Origin of the sequence: Streptomyces sp. NBC_00659 (assembly GCF_036226925.1) — a bacterium.
Taxonomy (GTDB): domain Bacteria; phylum Actinomycetota; class Actinomycetes; order Streptomycetales; family Streptomycetaceae; genus Streptomyces.
The window spans coordinates 9313385-9338327 of the sequence record NZ_CP109031.1 but is presented as its reverse complement, the minus strand read 5'-3'; the positions used below and the strand labels follow the sequence as shown (position 1 = coordinate 9338327).

Below are 24943 nucleotides of genomic sequence, written 5' to 3'. Positions count from 1 at the left end.
TCTTCCACAGCACCGTCCTCACCTCAGGCCCCACTTCTGGTTCTGCGCCCCGGTGCACGTCCACAGCTGGAGCCGGGCGCCGTTGTCGGTCTGCTGGTCCTTGACGTCCACGCACTTGTCGGCCCGGATGTTGACCAGGTCCCCCGCGGAGTTGAGCCGGAACCGCTGGCCCACGCCGGCGTCGCAGTTCGCGAGCCGGATCGCGGCGCCGTCGTTCACGGAGGCCGAGGCGACCTCCATGCACAGGCCTAGCGAGCGCACCGTGCCGTCCGAGTAGAAGGACCAGCGCTGCCACTTGGCGCCGGTGCAGTCCCAGATCTGGATGGGCGTACCGGCGCCGGCGGTGCCGTCGGTGACGTCCGCGCAGCGGTCGGAGGCCGAGCCGACGAGGGCGCCCGCCGACTGCACGGACGGGGCCGCGGCGGCCTGTCCCGCGGACGGCGTCGAGGCCGTGGACTTCACGGGCCGGTCGGCGGCAGCGGGCGCTGCCGCCGCGGCACCCGCGGCGGCCTTGTCCGTGGCCGAGCCGGATCCGCTGTGGTGGGAGCCCTCACCGATCGTGGACCCGGACCCGTTCGCGGCGCTCCGCGGCGAGGCGGAGGCGTCGGTGCCCGGCCGGGTGCCGGTGGTGGGCCGGGCGGAGGGAGCGGTGGAAGCGGCGGTGCCGGGGACACCGCCCGGTCCGTCCTCGCCGTCCTGCGAGAAGCCGCCGCGCGCGGACTCGACGGTGCCGGATGCGGACGAGTCGCCTCCGGAGCCGACCAGCAGGAAGGAACTCCCCGCCACGAGCAGGGCCAGCAGAGAGACGCCGATGACCGACTCGCGGGAGATACGGCGGCCGCTGTTCTCGGCGTCGCCGTCGTCGCCGTCCCGGCCGGTGTCCGAGACGAGCGCCACCGTCCGGGCGGCACCGGCGGCAGTGCCCTCGGCCGTGCCGCCCGGGATCTCGGGGCGGTCTTCGGAACGCCCCTCGGAGGAGCCCGGCCCGGCGGCTCCCTCCTCCCGGCGCCCGGCGCCCGCTGCTCCGGCATCCGGTGCTCCGCCGTCCGGGGTCTCCGCGTCGGTGTCCTCGTCGGCGGCCGGCCGGAGGGACCCGCCCGCGGCCGTCACGGTGGTCAAGGCGGCCGACATGTCCGGAGTCGGCGCGGTGGTGCCGGGTGCGGCCGGGGGTTCCTCGGCCGAGGTCTCTCCGGCGGGTCCGGTGGCCGGTTCCGCGGGGACGGTCCGTCCGGCGCCCTCGGCCGGTCCAGCGCCCTCGGCCGGTCCAGCGCCCTCGGCCGGTCCAGCGCCCTCGGCCGGTCCGGCGGACCGGGTCCCGTCGCGGCCCCGTGCGAAGGCCGCGGCGGCCTCCGTGGATCCCCGCTCCGCGGCGCCGTCCGTCTCCGGCGGTTCCGCCGCCGCCACCGCGAGGCCGCTGGACGAGAACGCCCTCGCGTCCCCGGGGCGTGGTGTTACCCCGCGCGTCATAGTCCACTCCCCTGGATCAAGCCTGGAATCAAGCGTGTGACCGGCTGTGCTCGCACCCGTGCCCGCGCCCTGGCGCGGCGCCACGACCGTCCGCCGGGCGACCGGGCGACGGTGGGAACATCCCCCTCCGGGTCAGCGTAGGTCGGTCCAGTGACAGGAAACTGACCCCGCCGGAACGTACGGAACGTCAGGTTCCGGCAGGTGTCCGCGCCTGTCACGTGGAGGCGTCCGACACCAGCCGCAGGGACGGGCGCGCCGGGGGCTCCGCGCCGGTGTCGTCCTGCGGGGGCAGGTCTCGGATCCTGGTCCGGAGCAGGGCGGCGGCCTCCCGCACCTCGGGGGTCTCGTGGTCCAGGGTGTCGCGTACGGCGAGCGCGCGCGCCCAGGCCGTCCGGGCGGCCCCCGGGTCGGCGGCGGCACGGTGCGCCTCGCCGATGCGGACCAGACAGCGGAACTCGTGGTGCCCGTCCCCGGCCGCCCGGTACAGCGTCAGGGCACGCCGGTGGGCGAGGAGCGCACGGCGGTGATTGCCGAGTGCGTCGTGACAGCGGCCGAGCGCGCCGCGGACCGCGGCCTCGGCATGCGGCTCGGCGAGGCCGTGCAGGGCTTCGAGGGCCTGGCGGGTCACGGCGAACGCGTCGCGGTGCCGGCCCAGCAGGCGAAGGATCCTGGCGAGCGCGAGGAGCGCACCGGACTCGCCCACCCGGTCAACGGCGCCCCGGTGCCGCTCCACGGCCCGCTCCGCGTGGCTGAGAGCCTCGTCGAGGCGGCCCTGCCCCTCGTACAGCCGGCTGAGCCGCCGGTGCACGTCGCCCTGTCCGGGCAGGTCGCCCAGTTCACCGAAGAGTTCGCGGGCCCGGCGCAGATGGATGTGGGCGTCCTGCGTACGGCCCAGGCGTCCGGTGAGTTCCCCGAGGGAGCTGTACGCGTGGGCGAGCGCTACCGGGTCGCACAGGTGCCGGGCCGAGTCGAGGGCGGCCCGCCGGGGTTCAACGGCGTCGTGGCGCAGTCCCTGCTGGTCGAGGAGGAGTTCGACCAGCCGGGCGAGCCGCCAGGTGTGGTCGTGGAATCCGTGGCGGGAGGCCAGGCTCACCAGATCGACCAGGCCTCGGATCTCGGCGCCGCACCAGGCGAGGGCCTGGGCCGCACTGCCGTGCTCGAGCGTGCTGACTCCGGGCAGGGCGGGCGGCGGCGCGGGGACGGTCCGGTGCGGGGAGAGCCGGGCGAGGGCGTTGCGGGCCGTGTGCAGATGGTGGTCGAGCACCCGCCGCAGGGCCAGCCGTGACGCCTCGGCGTCGGGCTGGACGTCGTCCCGTGGCACACGCGGTTCACCGCCACGGCCGTCCGGCTCCCCGTCCTCGGCGGGGCCGGGTGCCGTGGTGGCGGTCTCGTGCTCGTCGGGCCGGGCGAGTTCGTGCGCGTACGTCCCGACCAGCCGCGCCCGGTGGTACCGGTCGCCGAGCCGTTCCGTGAGTAGTCCCGCGCGGACGAGTTCGCCGAGCGGGTGCCGGACCCGCTCCACGGGCAGCGCGGCGGCACTCGCGGCGGCGGCCGTGGAGATCGTCGTACCCGGACAGGCGGCGAGGAGCCGGAAGACGCGGGCCGCGCCCGGGGTGAGCGTGCGGCAGGAGGCGTCGAGGGCCGCCCGTACCTCGGGTACGGCGTCCAGTCCCCCGCTCGCCGAGCGGATTTCCTCGGCGAGCGCGGCGAGGGGAAAGGCCGGTCCCGCGGAGGCGCGGGCCGCGGCGGCCGCCAGGGCCAGGGGCAGTCCCCCGGTCAGCACGGTGAGCTCGCGGACGGCGTCCTCCTCGGCGGCCACCCTCTCTCCGCCGAGCCGGGCGGCGAGACAGTCGCGGGCCTCGTCGGCGTCGAAAGGAGCCAGGTCGAGGAAGCGGCTGTCCCGCTCGCCGCCCGCGATCTCGCGGAGCGGGCCCCGGCTGGTGACAACCGCGAGGCAGCCTGTGACGTCGGGGAGGAGATCCCGTATCTGCGCGGCGTCGCGGACGTCGTCGAGGAAGACCAGGACCCGGCGGCCGGCCAGTGCCTCCCGATAGCGCCGCGGTCGCTCCTTCCCGGGTATCCGCTCCGGCGGCAGGCCCAGCGCGCGCAGGAACCCGCCCAGGATCACGGCGGGGTCGGCCGGGGGCGCGCCGGGCGTGTGGCCGCGCAGGTTCGCGTAGAGCTGTCCGTCGGGGAAGCCGGGTGCCGCGCGGTGGGCCCAGCGGCCCGCCAGCGCGGTCTTGCCCACGCCCGGCGGCCCGCTGAGGACGATCACCGCCGCGGGTCCGTCCGCGGCGCCCGGCCCGGACACAAGCGCCAGCTCCCGCTTCCGACCGACGAACACCGGCAGACCCGGAGGGAGTTGGGCGGGAACGGAGTAGGCGACCGACGCCCGGCCGGCCGGGCGCGGGACGGTGGACGACGGGGCGGGGCCCACGGTGGCGGGCGCCGGCGCGACGGGCGCCGACACGCCGGTGGGCGTCGGCACGCTGGTGGGCTGGCCGAGCAAGTGCCGGGCGGCGGACCGCAGTTCCTCGCCCGGTCCGATGCCCAGCTCGTCGGCGAGCTTGGCCTTCACCGCCCGGTAGGTCCGCAGCGCCTCCTGCACCCGGTCGGTGGCCATCAGGGCGTACAGCAGGCGGGCGTGCAACGGCTCGTCGAGGGGCCGTTCGGCGGCACAGCGACGCAGCGGGCCGAGCAGTTCGCTCACGAGGCCGCAGTGCAGGGCGGCGTCGGCCGCCTCCTTGACCACGGCGTGGTGCTCCCGGTCCAACGCCTTGAAGGCGGGGGCGGTGTGCATGAACGGCGGCAGTCCGTCGAGCGGATGGCCGGTCCAGAGCGCCAGTGCCTCGACGTACATCGCCACGCTCCGCCGGGTGGCGCCGTCGTCCCGTACCCGCCGGGCCTCCCGGGCCAGCTGACGGAAGCGCAGCAGGTCGAGGGAGTCCGCGTCGGCCTCGATGCGGTAGCCGCCGGCTCCGCGCAGGAGCCAGCCGCCGGGCGCCCTCGCGGGGAGGTCTGGTTCCAGGGTGCGGCGCAGCAGGCCGATGTGCCGGTAGACCAGGGTGAGGGCGCTGACCGGCGGTTCCTCTCCCCACAGGGCGTCGACGATCTGCTCGACCTCCAGCGGCTGCCCGGGGCGGGCGAGCAGCAGTGCGAGCAGTCCGCGCTGTTGGGGCGGGCCGAGTTCCAGGGCGGTTCCGTCACGCGAGGCGCGGACGGGCCCGAGAACCGAGAACCACAGTTCGCCCCGCTCGGATGTGGTCCCGCTGTCCTTGGTGACACCCGTCGGCATGTCTTCGGCCTTCCCCGTTCCGGCACCGACGTCGTCCACGATCGCCCCGCACCCTGAGCTCACTTGCGATCCGAAAGCTAGAGCGAGTCGCTTGGAGTCACCTTGGAACCGACCTGGCGGGTGGGCCGGACGTCGTTCCACGGGACATCGGGGAAACGCGGCGGGTGTCCGACGGTCGGCGCTCGGACTTCGGGACAGGCAGACAGGTGGACAGGTGGACAGGCAGGAGGAGGAACGGTTCGGGTTCGGGAACGCGTCCGGCTCGGCGAACACCTCGGGCAGCGCAGACACCTTGGCGCCCTCTTGGAGCGTGTGCCGATGCGGTGCCGGGGCGCGGCAAGACGTGGTTCGCCGTCGGACGACGGCGCCGACCGGTACTCCGACGCACTCGTACACCTCACGCGTCGCTCCAGCAGGCCGGGGACCTCCAGGCAGATGGCCTCGGCCGTGTCGAAGCGGCCGGCGATCGTCTCCGGCATCGCCCAGGTCACGGTACTGAGTCCCTGCGCCCGGACCAGGCCGTGGCGCCGTTCGAAGCCGGCACAGGGCGAAGGACGTTGTGCGCAGGAAGTGACCGCGACGCACGGCAACCTCACCGCTCACGTACTCTGCCCGTCGGCTTCCGCGCTGAACACGCCCGCGCGTCCATTCCGTCACCCGTCCCGAGGATCACAGCCATGCCCAAGTACCTGTCCTGCCATGCGCACACGACTCCCCTGGTACGCACCTGCTTCTCCGACGAGCAGTCGTGGCAGGCACTGCTCGTCGACGTCACCACACCCACCGAGGAGGACTTCCTGGCGAACCTCGACATCGTCGACGACATCGCCTACCAAGGGCTGTCGGCCCAGCGCATGGCGAGCCTCACCCCACCCGGGACGAAGCTGGTGGTGCTCGCCGACGAAGCCGCGCTCACCGTGCCCGGGAAACCTCTTCTCGTCATCCGTACGGGCACCGGACCGCATGACGAACTACGCGTGATCGCCGCGGAGTTGTGGTCCATCGAGAACAACATCACCTGGGCCAACATGGACTGGGCCGAGTTCACCGACGCCGCGGACGAGGACGGGGTGTTCCGCGGGTTCTGAAGCGGATCCGGGAGCGCCACACACTGAATTCACCGACCGCCGGACCAACAGAACCGAACGAACCGAACGAGAGGGACCTTCATGGACAGGCTTCCGGAGGGCAGCGGTGCCGTAGTGATCCGAACCGACTTCACCGACGAGCGGGCCTGGGATCAACTCCGCACCTACATGGACTCATACGCCCCCGAGGGCCTGCTGGTGGACGTGCGTACCGTGGATGATCCGCGGAATCAGGGCATGACCACAGGGCAGCTCCGCTCGCTCGTGCCCGACCGTGCGGAGTACCCGTACCTCGCGGTGGCGGACTCCGGCACCTTCGCCTCTCACCTCGCGGCTCGCGACCGCACCCTCCTCGTGGTCGACCTGGACGAGGAGGGCCCGGGAGAGGTGTTCCGGGCCGTGGCGTCGTCACTCGCGGAGATCGATGCCAATCTGTCCCTGGCGAACACGGACTTCGGCGACTACGTGGAAGGCGTCGGCCACGACGGGGTCTACCGGGGGCTCGAGGGCATGTGACCCTGACGGCAGCCCGCGGCCGGAACGGTGCAGACATGGACCGGGCGGGGCCACCGCTCGGGTACATTCCCGTGGGTGCTGCGAATACGAGTCCTGGGTTCCATGGGCGCCGAAGTCGAGGGCAGACCGGTCGAACTGGGAACCCCTCGCCAGCGCGCCGTCCTCGCCTTGCTGGTCACGGCCCGCGGCACGGTGGTGAGCGCCGACCAGATGGTGGATGCCGTGTGGCACGGACTCCCCCCGGCCAAGGCCAGCTCGTCCCTCTACGCCTATGTGTCGAACCTGCGCCGCCTGCTCGAACCCCGCCGCCCCAGCCGGGCGCCCTCGACCGTTCTGGCGACCTCCGCCCCCGGATACGTCCTTCGGCTGCCCCCCGGCTCCGTGGACGCCTGGAGTTTCGAGTCCCGGGTGGGCGAGGCCAGAAAGGCTCCACCGGGCCGTGCCCGCGAACTGCTGGCCGACGCGCTCCGATCCTGGCAAGGACCTCCGTTCCTGGAGCACGCGGGCGAGACGTGGGCGGCGCCCGAAGTGGCCCGGCTGACCGAGCTGTACGTCCAGGCCCGAGAGCTGTCCGCCGCGGCCGATCTGCGCGAAGGCCATGCCAACGAGGCGGCGCTCGCCGCCGAAGACCTGGTGCGGGAAAACCCGTTGCGGGAGGAAGGGTGGCGGCTGCTCACGCTGGCTCACTGGGCGTGCGGCCGGCAGGCCGATGCCCTGGCCTCGCTGCGCCGTGCCGCGAAGGCGGTGCGGGACGAACTCGGCTGCGATCCCTCGCCCGCCCTCGCGGAACTCGAACAGGCTGTACTGACCCAACGCCTCGACGTCCTGCCCGCGCACGTACCGCTCACCACGACGACTGCCGTCCCCGGCACCACCGTGGCGGTCGTGTCCGGAACCGCCGACGCTCCTGCCGCTACGGCCGACATCGTGAGCGACCCGGCTCCGGTCCCCGAACCGGCCGCCTCCGCGCGCCTGCCGTTCGTCGGCCGAGGCGACGAGCTGCGCGCGCTGGGCACCGCTGCGACGGCCGCCCGGCAGTCGGGCTCCACCGCGCTGGTCACCGGCGAGGCGGGCGCCGGGAAGTCGGCACTGCTGGAGCGATTCGCCGAGCGCCTGAGAACCGAGGGGTGGTTCGTACTGATCGGCCGCTGCCCCGAATACGAGGGAGCGCCGCCCGCCTGGGCCTGGGTGGAGGCCCTCGAAACACTCGCGCGCACGTTCCCTCCGGCCCAGCCCGCGGAGCTGGCCGCGCTGCTGAGCGAGTCCGACGCCGGAACCGCCCCGACCGGCGACGCCGCGACCGTCGGACGATTCCGCATGCACCGCGCCTTCGCGGCCTGGCTCCGGGACGCAGCCGGCCGGCAGCCGCTCGCCGTCTTTCTCGAAGACCTGCATCGGGCCGACGCCGAGACGCTCGCCCTGTTCGAAGCCGCGGCCGCGGTCACCGGCCGTCCCGTGTTCACCGCCGCCAGTTATCGGCCCGCCGAGGCCGGCGATCTCCTGGGCAAGACCCTCGCGCATCTCGCGCCGAGCGCTCCGCACCGGATCACGCTCGGTGGCCTGCCCACCGCGGACGTCGCGACCCTGGTCGAGACCGTCTGCGGCGAGCCCGTCGATCCCGCCACGGTGACAGCCCTCACCGACCGCACCGGCGGGAATCCGTTCTATGTCCTGGAGAGCGCACGTCTCCTGACCAGTGAAGGGGCCCTGGTCGCCGTCTCCGAAGTCCCGCAGGGCGTACGCGACGTGCTGCGCAGACGCCTGGCCCTGCTGTCGGCAGACGCCCGCTCCGTCATACAGCTCATTGCCGTGGTGGGACTCGAAGCCGACATCTCCCTGCTGACGCACACGACAGACATGGACGAGGACAGCCTTCTGCACGGATTGGAGGCCGCCCTGACCGCGGATCTGCTCACCGAACCCGCACCGGGACGCGTCCGCTTCGTGCACGCGCTGGTGCGCGACACCGTCTACACGGACGTACCCGTCATACGGCGTTCCCGCCTGCACGACCGTGTCGCCCGGCAGCTGCGCAACCATCGCCCCGCCGATCTGCCCGCCCTGGCCCACCACTTCGCACGCGCCGGCCGCAGCGACACCGCGGCACTGGCCCTCGACTACGCGCTGCGGGCGGCGGAGATGGCGGAACGGCGGTACGCCCACGACATGGCCGTGGGGCTGATCCAGCAGGCGCTGCAGGCGCACGCCACGATCGCGTCCGACTCCGATGGGCACCGCGAGGCCACCGTCGGCCTCCTGATACGGCTGCTGGGCGCACAGGTGCGGGCCGGAGCATCCGACGCCGCCCGACGAACCCGGCAGCAGGCAGTCGACCTTGCCATCCTTGCGAACCGGGACGATCTGGTCGCAGCTGTCTACGGCGCGTGGACCGAACCCTCGTTGTGGCGCAGCAGACTGGAAGGCTTCTTCGACCGCACCGCACTGGCCCGCCTGGAGCAGCTGGCCCAGGACCGGTCTCTCGACGATCCGACGCGCACACGGGTACTCCAGGTCCTCGTGGACGCCGTGGCGGCGGAGGACGCGCCACGGGCTCTGGAAGTGGCACACGCCCAGCTGGCCCTGGCCCGCGCCGGCAGTGAACCACGCCTGCTGGCCTCCGCCCTGATGACGTCGGCCAGGCTCATGCCGCATGAGGGGCAGCACACCGCGCGGGAGCCGCTGGTCGCCGAGCTGCGTCAGCTCGCCCTGGCCCACGACCTCCCCGCCTACCACTGGGTCTGCGAGCACTTGGACACCCTGACCGCAGCCGCGCGCAACGACCCTGACCGTGTACGCCGGCACACCGCCGACGGTCTGCGCCTCGCGCACCGGTACCGGCTGCTGTGGGCCCAGGGCATCAACACCCTCACCCTCGCCATGCTGGCCGCCGTCGAGGGCCGGTACGCCGAGGCGGAGACGGCATACGTCGAGGCGGATGTCCTGTTGCGGCGTATCGGGGCACACCGGGCCGCCGACCGGCACACCATGGGCCTGATGACCATCCGGCTCACGCAGGGCAGGACAGCCGAGATCGAGCAGGACGTCAGGGAGATCCACTCAGCCGTCGGTGCGCCCGTCGCCGTACTGCACGCACTCGTCCTGGCACGTCTCGGCCGGGCGGACGAGGCGAGAGCCGTGTCGTTCCCCGAGCGACCGGTGACCGACCATCTCTACGGGCTCGAACTCGACTACCGCAGCGAACTGGCGGTCCTGCTGAACGACACCGGCGCAGCAGCCATGCTGATCACCCATCTGCTGCCCCTCCAGGACCAGTTCGGGGGCGCCGCCGGTGGCGCCTACGCGAGTCGTCCCCTCGCTCACGCCCTGGCCGACCTGTACCGCCTGGTCGACGAGGAACAGGCCGCGGCCGACTGCTACACGCGCGCCGAACAGGTCGCCCGGGCCTGGCACTCGGCACACCACGTGGACACCGCCCGCCTGGCCGCCGCAGCACTGCCGCCCCCGGGAGCCCGGCGCCGGACGTTCGCCCCGTAGAGCCGCCACCGACCTCAGCAGGTCGGCCCGCGGCAGCCGCCGGAAGCGGCCGAGCGGCTTGCGATCTGCAGGGTGGCCGGGGCGGCGCAGCAGCCGCCCCGGGACGTGCCGGGGGTCCTGTGTGTTCGCCGTGCTCGGCAGTGCCTCGACGCCGGAGGCTAATCGCCCGTTGCGCGGCCGGTTCCCCTGAGGATGGCCGGGCCCGCCTTGGGCCTGGACGGAGAGGGAAGAGTGCGGAGGCGCCGGCGGTGTCAGTTTGCGGAAGAGGCTTGCGCGCGGTCTCGCACGATGATCTTGCCGGTGTTCTGGCCGCTCAGCATTCCCAGGAACGCGTCCACGATGTGCTCGAACCCGTCGACCACCGTCTCGTCCAGAGCGAGTCGGCCGCTCTGCAGATGCGGTACCGCGAACTCGTACAACTCCTCTTGCATATCTCGATGGTTGCTGACCAAGAAGCCCTCCAGGCGGATGCTCTTCTCGACGATGTCCGCGTAGTTGAAGCGCGGCGGTGGCGCGTCGGGAGTGTTGTACTGGCTGATCGTGCCGATGCGGACGATGCGCCCGAACTCTCGCAGTGCTCCCACCGCTGCGGCCAGCTGCTCACCGCCGACGTTGTCGACGAACAGGTCGATGCCGTCCGGTGCGGCCTTGCCGAGCAGTTCGGCGGCCGGGCCGTCGTGGTAGTTGAAGACAGCGTCATAGCCGACCTCCCGCGTGAGATGGTCAACCTTTGCCGCCGAGCCTGCGCTGCCTACGAGACGTCCGGCGCCGAGCAGCCGGGCGAACCTCCCGGTCGCAGTGCCGACCCCGCCCGCGGCGGCCGACACGAAAAGGTCCTCGCCCTCCTGGAGCCGGGCAATCCGGGTCAGGCCCACGTAGGCGGTCAGGCCTGTGCCACCGAGGATGCTCAAGTATGCGGTCAGAGGCACTCTGTCGAAGCGGGGCAGCTGCCGGATCTCCTCGGGCGCGACCACTGCGTGCGTGCGCCAGCCCTGCCGGTGGAACACGATCTCGCCCTCGGCCAGACGAGGCGTACGCGAGGCGATGATCCGCCCGATGGTACGGCCCTCCAGCGGTGCGCCGAGTGCGAAGCCGCCGGGCACGTCGTCCATCAACTCGCGGTGATAGGGGTCGACGGACCAGTAGAGGTTTTCCACCAGCGCGCTGCCTGCTGCGGGGTCGGGAAGCATGGACTCGACGAAGGCGAAGTGCTTGGCACCGGGAAAGCCGTGAGGGCGGGCGGTCTGGTGCACGGTGAGCGCGGTCTCGTTCATGACCGGACCGTAGGAAGGGAATACCCCTGGTGGGCAGCTCGTTGGGCTCATGCAACACCCCGTTCCATGAGCAGTTCTCATACGTTGAGGTGAGCACCCCGTGGCCCGCGCGACCGACTCCGATCTCGCCCCGCATGAACTGCGCGTCCTGCTGACGGTCGCGGATACCGGCGGCTTCTCGGCCGCGGCCGAGACACTCGGTCTGACTCAGTCCGCGGTCTCCCACTCGGTTCGCGGCAGCGAGCGCAAGATCGGTGCCGTGCTCTTCGAACGCGGCCGCACCGGCGCCCGCCCCACCCCTGCCGGGGAGAAGGCCGTGGCGCACGCCCGCCGCATCCTGCGCCTGCTGGACGTCCTGATCGCCGAGGCGCGCAGTGCGGCCCGGTCCGACGCTGCGGAGGGACCGCTGCGGATCTCGGCCTTCCGCAGCGCGGCTCTCCACCTGCTGCCGACCGTCCTTCAGCGGCTGCGCGCCCGGCATCCCGGGATTGAGCCGCGGGTGCGGATCGTACGCGAGGTAGGGCGCGGAACCGCAGGCGAAGTGGCCGACGGAAAGGCCGATATAGGCATCGCCACGCTGGGTGGGTCCGGGCCGATTCTCCCGGGACTGGTCGCCGGCGGACTCTTTGAGGATCCGTATGCTCTGGTACACGTGGTGAATCACGTCGCCCCGCGTTCGCTGCCGCTGATCGACTGGGCCGAAAACTGTGGCTCGTACACCCGCGACTGGTGGGCTGCACAGGACTGGATCCCGACGGCGACCGTCGAGGCCGAGGACGACGGAGCGGTGCTCTCCTTGGTGAGCGGAGGCCACGGAATGGCGATCATGCCTGCGCTCTCCTTGGTCGGAGCACCGAACTCGGTCGCGGTCACCGATCTCGGCCCCAAGCGTCCGACACGCCAGGTCGGCTATGTCACCACCTTCGAACTGGCCAGATCCGCCGTCGTGCGCGCCTTGGTGAGAGAACTGCGGACCACGGTCCCCCAGGGGGTGAGCCTTCTCAGCGTCGAGACTTGATCAGGTCGGTGACCGGTAGTGGTCGACGGCTGCGGCCAGGTTGACCCGGCCGGTTACGGTGAGGAGGGCGAAGGCGAGCTTCTCGGCAGAACCCGGGTTCGGCGCGGAGTCGATCTCGATCACGAAGTTCGGCCCGCCGGGCACCCAGATCACCACGTCCACCCGGCCGTAGCGGCCCTTACCGTCCGGGACCACGGGCAGCCGTAGTTCCCTGCAGGCGCGAGCGAAGGGCGCCAGCGGGCTGTCGCGCACCAGCTCGTCCTTGAAGGAGAGCACGACCCGGGTCAGGACCCGGGTGACTTCGGCGGTGGCGGGCGGCCCATGTCCTTTGGCCCGGTCGGCGGCGATGGCCTCGGCGGCACGCTGCGACCAGTCGGCGAGGGTCTCGCTCAGAAGCCAGGCCATTTTCTCCAGGGCGTCCTTGTCCACCCATCGGGCTGCGCGCCCGGTGAGCTGGTGGAGCCAGCCCTCCGCCCAGTGGGCCTGGGCCAGGAGCCGCAGCGCCCCGTCGTTGGCCGTCGTGCGCCCGACCTCCTCCTTCGTCGGCAGCAGCCGGGTGGCCATCTCGGTGACCTGGGCCAGAACCTCGCCTGCTCGGCCTTCCTTGCCCATTTTCTCCTCGGCGGCGATGGCGCCCTGAAGGTGCTTGGCCGCCCGCCATCGCCACTCGGTGACCAGCGGTTCCGGAACATCGGCGGGAACGGATACGGCGTCCAGCGGCAGCCTTAATGATGACTCCTGCGGTGCGGTTCGGGCTACGGTGTTGGATTCTGGGATGTCGGGTTGGGGCTAGCCGGTGCAGGCGTGCCCGCGCCTGGTGATGACAGGTAGGAGCCGGCGGTGGAGATGGTCGAGCAACTCATTTCCCGGACGGATGCCGCTTACCAGCGATGGTTGGCGTCGGTCACCGACGACGCCGTCGCCGATGGAGTGGTCATGTACTGCCTGGAATCCCTGCTGGAGCGCAACACGACCTACGGCATCGGCGAGTGGCTCACGGGCTACCTCATGATCGGCCAAGAAGGCGATCGGGGATTCTTCCTCAGGTGCGACGACGGCGGCGGCCCGGTGTTTTGGGCCGACCTGGGCGGTCTCGGCGAAGTCGACCTCGATGTTGCTGCCCCGGTGTTCGAGGTGTGGTTGCGTTCCGGTTTCGCCCTGCCTCCCGACCCGGAGCCAGAACTGTCGCCAACCGCCGACGTCTATGTAGGCAGGATTCCGGTCGATGGAGTTCAGCTGCTGGTACGGGCAAGGAAGCTGCTGGCTGTGGATTGGCGGTTCGGGGATCTCAGGGGCCTGCTCGCTACCCAACCGTTCCTGGCGGCGAGGTCGGCTCATTTGTACGCGCTGCGCCGCGACCTGGAATACGCCCCCGAGTTGCGGCCATACCTGTTCTACGCCACCGACCACGGCCTAGAAGCGGTATGGCCGACCGACATCCCAGAAAGCCGGTGACTTGGCACAAGTTCAGGTGTCGAACCAAGGCCGTCTCTGATGACGGCGGATCGTATGGCGAGCCGTTGTGCGCACGGGGCTACTGGCCCATTCCGCGCAAGGTTTTGACTACGGATAGTTGTCACGTGGTGCGGTCGTGCTCGATGTGGAGGATGACCAGTGCGGCAGACCCGAACGACGATAGTTGCGTAGCAGTGGCTTACGAGTTGGTGCGTGATAGCGGGTGAGGCGTGTTTGCCCTGCTCACGGTCACTTTCAGGTCATGGCGGTGCGGTCGGAGACAAGGCTTGCGATGGCTCGGTAGGTGTCGGACAGGCGATCCCGGCGGTGGGTCCAGCGCATCAGTTGCTTCCAGCGTTTGTGATCAGCCAGGGCGTGCTCGACGGTGATGCGGTCGGATGAGTGGTCGTGCCGATCGTGTTCCCATTGTTCGACTCTGCCAGGCAGTGCTCCGGGCCGCGGCTTTCTGGGCGGGGTGAGTACCTGACCAGGATGGTCACGGCTCAGGCCCAGGTAACCGTCGTCGAGTAACACTTCGACCAGGTCGAAGTGGTGGAAGCAACTGGTGATACCCGCAACACGTGCCACGGTCGCATCGTGCATGCGTCCCGGCCGCAGGCCATCGGCCCACAGGGTGCGGCCCTGGTGGTCGGCGATGACAGTTGCCTTCATCGTGTTCTGCTTCTTCTTGCTCGACACGAATGCCCGCCTGCCACCCCGGCCCGCGGCCGGCCGTCGAACCTGGATCCCGGTGGCGTCCAGCCGCAGCTCGACGCCCTCGACCCGGGCATAAGAGAACACATCCTCCAGCGTTCGAAGCCGCAGGCCAGGACGGTCAGGAACAGCGAGGCCCCGCTCCGCCGGCAATCGGCGCACCTCACCGACAGCCCGGGTGACCGTCGAGCGATCGACACCGAACAGCACACCCAGAACCGCGTGCGGCAGATCGTGCCGCAGGTGGATCAGGGTGACCACCAGTCGGTCCACGAACACCAGCCGGTACTGAGCACCCGCACCAGGCGCAAGCCTTCGCACTCCACCACGCACTCGCCCCCGGCGGCCCTCCGCCGCAGCTGCCCAGGGACGGGCCAACTCCTCAACCAGCGACGCCAGATGCACCATCGATATGCCCGTGAACAACGGATGCGCCAACACCGCCCGATCGACCATGCCCCTCACCAGCAGAGCATGCCCACCCGCTATCACGCACCAACTCGTAAGCCCTCTCTGGCCCGGCACTTCACCCCGGACAACGATCGGGCTCCCGACAGGAGACGCCAGGAGGCCGTCCGTTGTCTCCAGCTCCCAGCCCCCTGGGCTTTTGCCGACACCCGCTAGCGCGCCATGGCTGCACGTCCAGGGCCGACTTGGAGGCGATCTGCGAGACCGTCCCCGGGCGGTGGGCCCCGGGATACACGGAGTCACTGGACGCCGAACCGCTCCCCTTCTGAACCCTCACGATTCGGGCCTGTCGAGACGCCGCCGGCAGATGAGGCCGCGGCGCGGTCCGCTCCACGAGTTGCAGCTGGACGGATGTAGCTGGCACGTCGCCGACGGCCACCAGGGCGCGGGCGGTGTCGGTCGCCGCGCGGGTCCGGCGCTCTGGTGCGGGCAGTACGGCCGGCACCAGGTCGGCGGCGTACGCCAGGGCGCGGTCGACGTCGCCGAGCTCCCGGTGGATCCCGACCCCCCGATGCCCGGAGTGTGTCTCTTTTCAGCCATTCCCCTATAACGCTCCTGCACGGAAAGGTACTTCCGTACGGGAGCACGCGCCTGACATCTTGCATCCACCACTCGTTTCGTACGGCCCCGCCGGTGCCCTCAGCACGGCCGGGCCGTCTCCGGAGGACGCATTGATACCCCACACATCCAGCCGGACTAGACGCACGCTGGTCCTGGCGGCCACGCTCGGCGCCGCCCTCGCGTTCGGCGCCCCGGGCGCCCTCGCGGGCACGCTCCCCGTCGGCCCCTCCACCACGCCGGCCGCCAAGGCCCACGCTCCGGCCGCCGTGCCGGCTTCCCAGAGTGCGACCTGGGCGGCCGGCACGCGTGCCTACCTCGTGATCACCGCCCCCGGTGACAGTTCGGCGGTCCGCTCCGCGATCGCGGCCAACGGCGGCACCGTCTTCTCGAACTTCGACGCCATCGGCGTGATCGTCGCCCACTCGGCGTCCAGCGAATTCGCCGCCACCATGCGCGGCGTCGCCGGCGTGCAGCAGGTCGGCGCCACGCGCACCTCGGACGTCCCGGCCGACGCCTACAACCCGGCGCTCCCGGCCAATCCGGCCCAGGCCTCGACCCCGGCCGGAGAACCGGTCCGGGCCGACATGAGCCAGATCAAGGCCGACCAGGCCTGGGCCGTGAACCCGGGCTCCGCCTCCGTCACGGTCGGCATCCTGGACACCGGTGTGGACGACCAGCACCAGGACCTGGCGCCCAACTTCAACGCGGCCGACTCGGTCTCCTGCGCCTACGGCAAGCCCGACACCCGTGTCGGCGCCTGGCGGGACGTCGACACGCACGGCACCCACGTAGCGGGCACCATCGCCGCGGCCAAGAACGGCAAGGGCGTCGTCGGCGTGGCCCCCGGCGTGAAGATCTCCGCGGTCCGGGTCGCTGAGCCGGGCAACTCCTTCTTCTTCGCCGAGAACACCATCTGCGGCTTCGTCTGGGCCGGTGACCACGGCTTCAAGGTCACCAATAACAGCTACTACACGGACCCGTGGCAGTTCAACTGCCCGGACAACATCGACCAGGCCGCCATCATCGAGGGCGTCAAGCGCGCCCAGGAGTACGCCGAGGGCAAGGGCTCCCTCCAGATCGCCGCCGCGGGCAACGAGAACTACGACCTCGCCCACAAGACGACCGACTCCGCGAGCCCGAACGACTCGACGCCGGTAACCCGCACGATCACCAACGCCTGCCTCGACATCCCGACCGAGCTGCCGGGCGTGGTCACGGTCGCGGCCAACGGCACGGGTGTCACCAAGGCCTCGTTCTCCAACTACGGGCAGGGCGTCATCGACGTTGCGGCGCCGGGCAGCAGCGTGTACTCCACCGTCCCCGGCGGCGGCTACGGCAGCAAGAGCGGCACCTCGATGGCCACCCCGCACGTGGTCGGCGTGGCGGCACTCATCGCCAGCGCCAACCCGGGCATCACCCCGGCGCAGATCCGCGCCAAGCTGGCCGCCCAGGCCAACGACATCGCCTGCCCCGCGGACAGCCGCTGCACGGGCACGACGGCCAACAATTCGTTCTTCGGCGAAGGACAAGTCGACGCTCTCAAGGCCGTCGGGACCACCCCGCCGCCCGGCAAGTACTTCGAGAACCTCGCGGACTTCGCCATCAACGACAACGCGACCGTGGAGAGCCCGATCGCCATAACCGGCGTGACCGGCAACGCCCCGGCCACCCTCAAGGTGGGTGTGGACATCAAGCACACCTACATCGGTGACCTGAAGGTCGACCTGGTGGCGCCGGACGGCACCGTCTACACGCTGCACAACCACGCCGGCGGCAGCGCCGACAACATCGCCCAGACCTACACCGTAAACGCCTCCTCGGAGGCCGCGAACGGCACCTGGAAGCTGCGCGTCAACGACAACGCCGCCTCCGACACAGGCAAGATCGACGCCTGGAACCTGACCTTCTAGCTCAGGGCCCGGCAACACCCGCGTACAACACGCACTGCGCCGGCGACAGCTCCTTGCCCGCGGCCACGGACAAGGCGGGCTGCGGTCTGTTCGGCCAGGGCTGCGAACTGCTGGGCGGCAGAGGGCATATGGGCCTCGGCAGCGGTGAACGCCGCGGTCGGGGCCCCTATGCCGGAGACGTCCAGGAAGGCCGCGAACGGCCTGGGGCCGGCGTCCAGCTCACCGTGCGCCTCCCTGAGGAGCTGCAGGGCCGTGTCCGCGCTGACCGTACGGGCAGCGCGGACACGGCTGCGCGCGCCGCGGCCCCGAGGAGTGCCGGCCGATTCGACCTGCTGACACCCGCGCGGCGGCGCAGAGGGCGCGGCCGAGGGTCTGACCGGCGCCCCCGAAGGTCTGTCCGGCGGCATCGAGCCGCGGCAGGATCACCCGGCGACCTGATGGAAGCGCTCGCGGGCGCACCACCCCATCAGCCGTACGTGGCCCCAGCCCTGCTCAGGGACCCTCACTCTCGTGAAGAACTCGACGGCTCCGGCTGATGGGGAGGCGGCCCTGGGAACGGCTCGAACTCGGCCGGGCCCATTCTCTGGGACCATCGCGGGATATGACACGCAAGATGCTTCGGGAATCACGCATGATCTACGAGAAATATAGGGTTTGCCGATCCGCTGCGGCACCGACTCCGAACTTCTATATTGGTGTCCGGAATTTTCCGCTGGGGGCGCAAATGTCCAGCTATTGCTGGATGGAGTATGTTTCTTGTTGCTCTTCGCGTTCCGTGCACGCGAGCCGGGCCCTGTAATAGCGCAGCCCTCCGAGCAGCTCTATTCCAGTCCAGATGCCGGCCTCCTTGCCGCGGTGGAGGCCGCTGGCGCCCGTGCGTTACTGACCTTTGAGGCGTGTTGTCGCCGGGGCGGCTGGCCGGACCAGACCTGGACGCTGTCGCGGATCAAGACGCTGATCGGGCACCGGTTCCACAAGAGCATGACGCTGTCGGCCATCGCGCAGATGCTGCACCGGCACGGCTTCAGCCACCAGGTCCCCGCCCGCCGCGCACTGGAGCGCAACGAAAAAGCCGTCACCGGCTGGGTGAAGGAGACCTGACCCCAGGTGGAAGCACCGTGGCGGCGCTCGGGGCCTGGCTCTGCTTCGAAGACGAGGCCGGCTTCCCGATGACGCCGCCCACCACCCGCACCTGGGCCAGGCGCGGACACACACCCGTCATCCGGGTGCGCGGACGCTTCCAGCGCCGCATCTCCATCGCCGCGCTCGCCTGCTACAAGCACGGCGAACGCACACGCCTGACCTACCGGCCCAAACGCCACGTCGATCACAAACGGGGCGGCAGACGCAGCTTCACCTGGACCGACTACCGCGATCTCCTCATCGACGCCCACCAGCAACTCGGCGCACCCATCGTGCTCGTCCGGGACAACCTCAATGTCCACAAGGACCGCCGAATGCGGCAGTTCATCGACACCCACGACTGGATCAGCCGCTACTTCCTGCCGGCTACGCACCCGACCTCAACCCCGTCGAGGGCATCTGGTCACTACTGCGACGCAGCAGCCAGGCAAACACCGCCTTCACCGACCCAGACCACCTCATGCGCACGCTCCGGCACGGTCTCCGCCAGATCCAGTACCGCAGCAATCTCATCGACGGATGCCTCGCCGAAACCGGCCTCACCTTGACGACACCACGGCCGCAACCTCAGTAATGACCAGATGTACGTTAAGAGGATCAGTAAGGAACCTCCCGGCGCCCCTGCCGTAGTCAGGAAACGCGTCCGCGCCCCCGAGGCCCACCGCGAGGCGATTCCGGAGGCGGCGTGGGCCGCGTTCGCCGAGCGGGGCTACACCCGTACCATCATCCGGAAGATCGCCGGGCGGGCCGGTGTCACTCACGGTCTGGTCATGCGGCACTTCGGCTCGAAGGAGCGGCTGTTCCTCGCGGCCGTGCCCGGACCACCCCGAGACCTGCCCGAACTGCTGCCCGGCCCGCCCGAGACCATGCCGGAGCGGCTCGTGGCGTACCTGACGCGCACTCTCCGGTGCCTCCTCGAGCCCGTCGGTCCTCCTGAGTCCTCCGAAGGGACCTCCCCGTCATGACGGAACAGAGCTTCACCCACGTCGCGTTACCCCCGTCCCTCACCGGCCGGACGGTCCTGCCGTCCGACGCCCGCTACGAGCGGGTGCGCCACGGATACGTGCACCGGGGCGCCCCGGCCACGGTGATCTTCCCCGAGAGCGTGGAGGAGACGGCCGTGGCACTGGCGTACGCCCGCACCAGGGGCACAGTGGTGTCCGTGCGCAGCGGCGGGCACGGCATCAGCGGACGGTCGACCAACGACGGCGGTGTCGTCGTTGACGTCTCCCGCCTCGACGACGTCGCGGTGCTGGACCGGACGCGACGCCGGGTCCGGATCGGCGCGGGTGCCCGCTGGGGAAGGGTTGCGCAGATCCTCGCCCCGCACGGGCTCGCCATCAGCTCCGGAGACACCGGCGACGTGGGCGTGGGCGGGCTGGTCACCGCGGGCGGCATGGGCTGGTTCGCGCGGCGGGACGGGCTGACCATCGACCATGTGACGGCCGTCGAAATAGTCCTGGCCGACGGCACTTTCGTCCGCGCCGACGCGGAGCACCACCCCGACCTGTTCTGGGCGGTCCGGGGCGCGGGCGGCAACTTCGGCGTCGTAACGGCGGTGGAGCTGGAGGCGTCCGAGACCGGCGATGTCGTTTTCGCCAACCTGGTCTTCGACGCGCGGGACACCGCGTCGCTCGTCGAGGAGTGGGGAGCCGTCCTCGATGCCGCGCCCCGCGAGCTCACGAGCTTCCTCACCCTCATGCCCGCCGCACCGGGCCGCCCGGCCATGGCCCACGTCGCCGCGGTCTACGCAGGAGACCGACCGGACGCCGCCCAGCGGGTGTTGACTCCCCTGCTGGGCCTGGGCCCGCTGCTGCGCCAGGAGGCGGTGCTCGCCCCGTACCCGGCGCTGATGCCGGTCGGCGGCGCCCCGCACCACGGGCAGGGCCTGGGCGCCACCCGCTCCGGACTGCTCGACCGCGTCTCCACGCACACCGCCCGCTCCCTCGCGGACGCGCTGGTGTCCGGGCAGGTACTGATGGGGCAGTTCCGTTCGGTGGGCGGCGCGGTCAACGACATCAGTCCATCGGCCACCGCCTACGCCCACCGCACCCAGAACTTCCAGCTGCTCTCCGCGACCGTGCCCGAACGGGTGCGCTCCCTCGACGCCCACTGGGCACGGCTCGCCGCGGAGGTGAACGGCATGTACCTCAGCTTCGACACCCGCCGCTCCCCCGAGGTCCTCGCCGAGGCGTTCCCCGAGCCGGCCCTGACCCGGCTGCGCGCGCTCAAGACGCGGTACGACCCGGAAAACGTCTTCGACCGCAACTTCCCGCTGCGCTGAGAGCGGTTTCCGGGGACTTACCGGGGGCTGTCAGGCCTCGCCGTGCGTGCGGGCGCCGTCGATCGCCGCCTGGTACGACGTGGCCGCCATCTCCTTGAACTGGAGGAGCCGGGGCACGTGCGCCGACTTGGTCAGCTCCGCGTGCAGGAACGTCAGGTCGGAGGCGAGGCCCACCATGCTGAGCGCCGCCTTCAGATACGGCTCCTGGTGGTCGAAGTCGTGGCGGGGCGTGCCCGGCCCGTAGGCGCCGCCGCGCGCGGAGGCCACGACGACCCTCTTGCCGGAGAGCGGGCCCTGGCCGGTGGCCGGGTCGGCGATCAGCGGCGCGATCAGGACGCGGTCGAACCACGCCTTGAACGTGGACGGCACCGAGAAGTTGTACATCGGCACGCCGAGCAGGATCGTGTCGGCCGCGAGGAGCTCCTCGATCAGCGGCCAGGTCACCGCCCAGCTCGCCGCCTCCTCGGGCGTCCGCGCCGCCTCGCGGGCCGCCTCGAGGTCGCGCACGCCCTCCGCCTCCAGGCGGTGCATGACCTCGATCTGCGCGTGGTCGACGTGCGGTACGGGGTCGGCGGCCAGGTCACGGTAGACGTAACTGCCGTCGGGGTTGGTCTTGCGCCAGGCCTCCGCGAACTCGCCCGAGATCTGGCGGGAGACCGAGCCCTGGCGGGGGCTGGAGTCGAGATGGAGCAGTGTGGGCATGGCGGAAGTCCCTTGTCCGGTTGGCGCGTTGGAGGAGTCGATCTCCATTGAAGTCGCCGCCAGGACCGTTGTCTCGTAATCTGGCGTGATACTTCTTAACCAGAAGCGTTAGCGAGGATGACGGTGCTGGACGTACGGAAACTGGTGCTGCTGCGCGAGGTGGGGGCCCGGGGCTCGATCGCCGCGGCCGCGCAGGCACTCAACTACACGCGTTCCGCGGTCTCCCAGCAGCTGTCCGCCCTGGAGTCGGAGACCGGCGCCGCGCTGCTGGACCGCGGCAGCAAACGGGCCGAACTCACCGCCGCCGGACGACTGCTGGTGGCTCACACTGAGCGCGTCCTCGCCCAACTTGAGGCTGCGGAGGCGCAGTTGCTCGCCCGAGACGGCAAGGTCACCGGCGAGCTGCGGGTGGGCGTACCGCTGCACGAGGGGCCGGCTCTGCTGGTGCCGGCGTTGAACCGGTTGCGCGCACGTCATCCGGAACTGCGCATCACCCTGCACGGCGTCGATCCCGACGAGGGCCGGCAGACGGTCCGGCTGGGGCGTCTCGACGCCGTCCTGGCCTCCGGCTACCCGCAGGTGCCCGAGCCGCGGGTGCCGGGGCTGTACGAGGAGGAGGTAATCAGCGACCGCATCCGCCTGGCCATCGCGCCCGGTCACCCGCTCGCCCGGAGCGAGGGGCCACGTGACCTCGCCGAGTTCGCGGAGCAGCCGTGGCTGCTGGACCGGACGTCCAGGCTCGGGCAGCTGGTCCTGCATCTGTGCGCCGACGCCGGTTTCGTCCCCGACATCGTCTCCGACATCGGGGACATGCAGGCCGTGTTCGGGCTGGTCTCGCTGGGCTGGGGCGTCGCGCTCGTCCCCGACCTGGTGCCCGAGCGGCCGGGGCATCCGGTCGCCCGCATCGCTCTGAAGAGGATCCGGCCCATCCGCCGGATCACCCTCGTGGTGCGCGAGGGCGCCCTGGACAGCCCGCCGGTGGCGGCCCTGCTGCCGGCCGTACGGGAGGCGGCCGACGAACTGCGTCGATCCTCGGCGGGCCCGATCCGCCACCCCTCGACAGACGAGCTCCACCCGCTGGGGGCCGACGAGCTGTACCGAGGCGAGGCCGGCCGGCACCCCCGACCCGCAGCGGACGAGTCGCGCCTGTCGGCGGCCGAGGAAGCTCCTCGGCCCACGGCATGAGGGCCTCGTCAGCCGCCGGCTGACGACTGCCTCCGCGCCGGCCGACCAGCCGCTTCCGCCCCGGCGACCAGTTCGCTCCCGCCCCGGCGACGGACCATTCATCCGGCCGCGGCGGACCAGCGTGGATAGCTGCCCAGGAAGCGCACCTCCAGGCCCCGGGCCTCCACGGCCGCCATGGCCAGGCGCAGCGGGCGGGTGTCGATGTGGGCGTCGACGTCGAGGAACAGGTCGTAGCTGCCGAGTGCCCGGCCCGTCGGCCAGGGCTGGATCCAGGACAGGGCAATGCCGAGGGTGCGGAACTCGTTGAGGACGTTGGGGACGAGGGCCGGGCCCGCGGTACTCAATGACACCAGCAGGGAAGTGCGCTCGCGTGCGGTCCGGGCCGGGTGGGACCAGCGGGGGGCCACCGACACGAACCGGGTCACGGCCCCCGCCTCCCGGCCCAGGCCGGTGGCGAGGATCCGCAGCCCGTACAGGCCGGCGGCCGGCGCGGCCGCGATGGCCGCGTGGCCGGGGGCGCCCGCCTCGGCGACCTCCCGGGCGGCCGCGGCGGTGGAGGCGGCGGTCCGGGTGCGGGCCCCGGGCAGCCGGGTGCGCAGCCAGTCCTCGCACTGGCCCAGCGCGTGCGGGTGGCTGTGCACCACGGTCACCTCCTCCGCCGCGACGCCCTCGGGGGCCATGAGCGCGAAGGACACCGGCACCTCGACCTCGGCGTTGATGTGCATCTCCGCCGAGGCCAGCTGGTCCATGGTGGCGGGTACGACGCCGCGCACCGAGTTCTCCAGCGGCACCACCGCCGCTTCGCACTCACCCCGGCGGGCCGCCTCCAGTGCGGCGGGCACGCTCGGGAACGGGCGGTGCGCCGGTTCGCGGCCCGGAGGGACCGCCGACAGGAGCCGGCACAGCGCGGTCTGTGTGAAGGTCCCCTCCGGGCCGAGGTAGGCGTACGCCATCGTCGCCCGTCAGCTCTCGATCACACGGTGGAACGCGACGGTGTCGAAGATGTCCTCCATGCGGACGGCCCGTCCGCCGCGCAGGACCCAGGAGTGCACGAACGGCTGAGTCTCCGTGTACCCGCTCAGGGAGGTGATGTCCCGGTGGCCGAAGACGACCACACGCTCGCCCTCGCGGACGAACTCGGCCGGGTGCAGCCGCATGCCACCGAGGACGGTGGGCACGTGGGCGAGGAACTCCTTGACGCCGGCGTGCCCGTGCTTGGCGCCGCCGAGGCCGTACTTGTCCATCCCCTCGGGATGCACCCACTCGATGTCCGGGTCGAAGGCGTCCAGGAGTGCGCCCGCGTCGCGGGCTGCGAAGGCGGCGTAGGCGGCGTGGATCGGTGCCAGCGGATCGGTGCTGTCGGCGCTGCCGCCGTTTTCGGTGTTGTCGGTCATGACGGGATCCGGTCCTCTCACTTCTTGAGGTGTTCGGGGTAAAGGGCCGCGAGGGTGCGCCGGATGCCCTCGCGCCACGGCACCCTGCACGGTCCGGTGAGCGAGCGGCGCAGCGTCGGGTTGAACTGGTAGGTCTCGCGGGTGACTTCGCTCGGTACGAGCTTCGCCTCGACCCCCGTGAGCTCCTCCAGGTAGCGGACGCAGTCGGTGACTCCGACGGACTCGTCGCCGCCCCAGTTGGTCAGGGTCACCGGGACGCTCGCCGCGTTCCACAGGTGCGGGACCTGCTCGACGAGGTCGTCCGTGTACAGCAACGAGGTCCAGTTCTGGCCCTCCAGCGGGACCGGGATCGGCTCGCCCGCGAGCATCCGTTTGAAGTAGAGCATTGGTACGCCGCCATAACCGCCCGGCCCGTAGGCGATGTTGAGGCGGGCTATGACAGTCGGCAGGCCGAGGGTCTGCGCGAACGCCCGGACCGTACCCTCGGCCGCGATCTTGACCACGGGATAGGCGGGCAGCCAGTCGGCCTTGCCGTCCAGCGGGTCGGTCTCGGTGTACTTGTGGTCGAGGGTCTGGCGGGCGTACAGGGCGCCGGTGGAGACGTACAGGAACGCCTCCGCGGTACGGCAGTGGGTCATCAGGCGCCCCACGGCGACCGAGTTGACCTCGACGGCCGCGTTGAAGTCACCGTCCTCGCCGCGGCGCACCGCTGAGTGGAAGACGTGGGTGAAGTCCTCCGGCAGGCCCTTGAGGGAGCCGGCGCCGGTGTCGTCCATGTCCCAGTGGAAGGTGCGGATGCCGTGCCGGGTCAGCTTCTCCTCGGCCCCGGGTGCGCCGAAGCGGCCCAGCGCCCACACCTCGTTGCCGTCGGCCAGCGCCTCGGCCACCGGTCCCGCCACCTGTCCGGTGGCACCGGTCACCAGGATCTTCTTGCCGTTCACGTACTGCCCCTCCTCGGGGTCGGGGGTCGGTGG

18 protein-coding genes and 1 pseudogene are annotated in these 24943 nt (G+C 71.3%); 10 read left to right on the top strand and 9 right to left on the bottom strand.

Going from position 1 to position 24943, the window contains the following annotated elements; genetic code table 11:
• Positions 1–18 precede the first annotated feature (18 nt).
• Together OG410_RS41110 and OG410_RS41105 are read right to left on the bottom strand one after the other, a co-directional pair.
• Positions 19–1467 carry a ricin-type beta-trefoil lectin domain protein gene (locus OG410_RS41110; protein ID WP_329303837.1) on the bottom strand — a complete coding sequence of 483 codons (1449 nt, stop codon included), beginning with the start codon at positions 1465–1467 and terminating at the stop codon, positions 19–21.
• A gap of 214 nt (positions 1468–1681) precedes the next feature.
• Complete coding sequence (locus tag OG410_RS41105; RefSeq protein ID WP_329303836.1) at positions 1682–4801, bottom strand: AfsR/SARP family transcriptional regulator; 3120 nt, start codon at positions 4799–4801, stop codon at positions 1682–1684.
• A gap of 638 nt (positions 4802–5439) precedes the next feature.
• Here OG410_RS41105 and OG410_RS41100 point away from each other — a divergent pair.
• The 3 genes from OG410_RS41100 to OG410_RS41090 all read left to right on the top strand — a co-directional run bounded on the left by OG410_RS41100 (position 5440) and on the right by OG410_RS41090 (position 9861).
• The gene (locus tag OG410_RS41100; RefSeq protein ID WP_329303835.1) at positions 5440–5850 is read left to right on the top strand and encodes a DUF6924 domain-containing protein; all 411 of its coding nucleotides are present in this window, start codon (positions 5440–5442) and stop codon (positions 5848–5850) included.
• 81 nt (positions 5851–5931) lie between these two features.
• Positions 5932–6366 (top strand): DUF6924 domain-containing protein, encoded by a 435-nt coding sequence (locus OG410_RS41095; protein WP_329303834.1) that lies wholly within the window; start codon positions 5932–5934, stop codon positions 6364–6366.
• Positions 6367–6441: 75 nt separating this feature from the next.
• A complete protein-coding gene (locus tag OG410_RS41090) occupies positions 6442–9861 on the top strand; it encodes a BTAD domain-containing putative transcriptional regulator (RefSeq protein ID WP_329303833.1) in 3420 nt (1139 codons plus the stop codon).
• Positions 9862–10112: 251 nt separating this feature from the next.
• On the opposite strand, the gene OG410_RS41085 is transcribed toward OG410_RS41090, so the two are convergent.
• Complete coding sequence (locus tag OG410_RS41085; protein ID WP_329303832.1) at positions 10113–11135, bottom strand: NADP-dependent oxidoreductase; 1023 nt, start codon at positions 11133–11135, stop codon at positions 10113–10115.
• A 100-nt stretch (positions 11136–11235) separates the two neighbouring features.
• On the opposite strand from OG410_RS41085, the gene OG410_RS41080 reads away from it, so the two are divergent.
• Positions 11236–12153 carry a LysR family transcriptional regulator gene (locus tag OG410_RS41080; RefSeq protein WP_329303831.1) on the top strand — a complete coding sequence of 306 codons (918 nt, stop codon included), beginning with the start codon at positions 11236–11238 and terminating at the stop codon, positions 12151–12153.
• Here OG410_RS41080 and OG410_RS41075 read toward each other — a convergent pair whose 3' ends face one another.
• Positions 12154–12765, bottom strand: a complete 612-nt coding sequence (locus OG410_RS41075; protein WP_329303830.1) for a hypothetical protein — start codon at positions 12763–12765, stop codon at positions 12154–12156.
• A gap of 228 nt (positions 12766–12993) precedes the next feature.
• Between OG410_RS41075 and OG410_RS41070 the strand changes: the two genes are divergently transcribed.
• A complete protein-coding gene (locus OG410_RS41070; protein WP_329303829.1) occupies positions 12994–13608 on the top strand; it encodes a hypothetical protein in 615 nt (204 codons plus the stop codon).
• A gap of 255 nt (positions 13609–13863) precedes the next feature.
• Here OG410_RS41070 and OG410_RS41065 read toward each other — a convergent pair whose 3' ends face one another.
• Positions 13864–14778 carry a transposase family protein gene (locus tag OG410_RS41065; protein WP_329303828.1) on the bottom strand — a complete coding sequence of 305 codons (915 nt, stop codon included), beginning with the start codon at positions 14776–14778 and terminating at the stop codon, positions 13864–13866.
• Positions 14779–15461: 683 nt separating this feature from the next.
• Here OG410_RS41065 and OG410_RS41060 point away from each other — a divergent pair.
• The 4 genes and pseudogenes from OG410_RS41060 (at position 15462) to OG410_RS41040 (ending at position 20688) form a co-directional block, all read left to right on the top strand.
• A complete protein-coding gene (locus tag OG410_RS41060) occupies positions 15462–17261 on the top strand; it encodes a S8 family peptidase (protein WP_329303827.1) in 1800 nt (599 codons plus the stop codon).
• 912 nt (positions 17262–18173) lie between these two features.
• Positions 18174–18978: pseudogene (locus OG410_RS41050) on the top strand (IS630 family transposase); the annotation flags it as partial.
• 7 nt (positions 18979–18985) lie between these two features.
• Positions 18986–19369, top strand: a complete 384-nt coding sequence (locus tag OG410_RS41045; protein WP_329303826.1) for a TetR/AcrR family transcriptional regulator — start codon at positions 18986–18988, stop codon at positions 19367–19369.
• Complete coding sequence (locus OG410_RS41040; protein WP_329303825.1) at positions 19366–20688, top strand: FAD-binding oxidoreductase; 1323 nt, start codon at positions 19366–19368, stop codon at positions 20686–20688. Before OG410_RS41045 ends, OG410_RS41040 begins: the two co-directional genes overlap by 4 nt.
• A gap of 30 nt (positions 20689–20718) precedes the next feature.
• Here the strand turns inward: OG410_RS41040 and OG410_RS41035 are convergent, their stop codons facing one another.
• A complete protein-coding gene (locus tag OG410_RS41035) occupies positions 20719–21390 on the bottom strand; it encodes an FMN-dependent NADH-azoreductase (RefSeq protein WP_329303824.1) in 672 nt (223 codons plus the stop codon).
• 117 nt (positions 21391–21507) lie between these two features.
• Between OG410_RS41035 and OG410_RS41030 the strand changes: the two genes are divergently transcribed.
• The gene (locus tag OG410_RS41030; protein ID WP_329303823.1) at positions 21508–22575 is read left to right on the top strand and encodes a LysR family transcriptional regulator; all 1068 of its coding nucleotides are present in this window, start codon (positions 21508–21510) and stop codon (positions 22573–22575) included.
• 98 nt (positions 22576–22673) lie between these two features.
• On the opposite strand, the gene pheA is transcribed toward OG410_RS41030, so the two are convergent.
• The 3 genes from pheA to OG410_RS41015 are packed head-to-tail and all read right to left on the bottom strand — an operon-like array spanning position 22674 to position 24910.
• On the bottom strand, positions 22674–23528 hold the full coding sequence (gene pheA, locus OG410_RS41025) for a prephenate dehydratase (RefSeq protein WP_329303822.1): 855 nt from the start codon (positions 23526–23528) through the stop codon (positions 22674–22676).
• A 9-nt stretch (positions 23529–23537) separates the two neighbouring features.
• Complete coding sequence (locus OG410_RS41020; RefSeq protein WP_329303821.1) at positions 23538–23969, bottom strand: nuclear transport factor 2 family protein; 432 nt, start codon at positions 23967–23969, stop codon at positions 23538–23540.
• Positions 23970–23986: 17 nt separating this feature from the next.
• Positions 23987–24910, bottom strand: a complete 924-nt coding sequence (locus tag OG410_RS41015) for an NAD-dependent epimerase/dehydratase family protein (RefSeq protein ID WP_329303820.1) — start codon at positions 24908–24910, stop codon at positions 23987–23989.
• Positions 24911–24943: the final 33 nt, after the last annotated feature.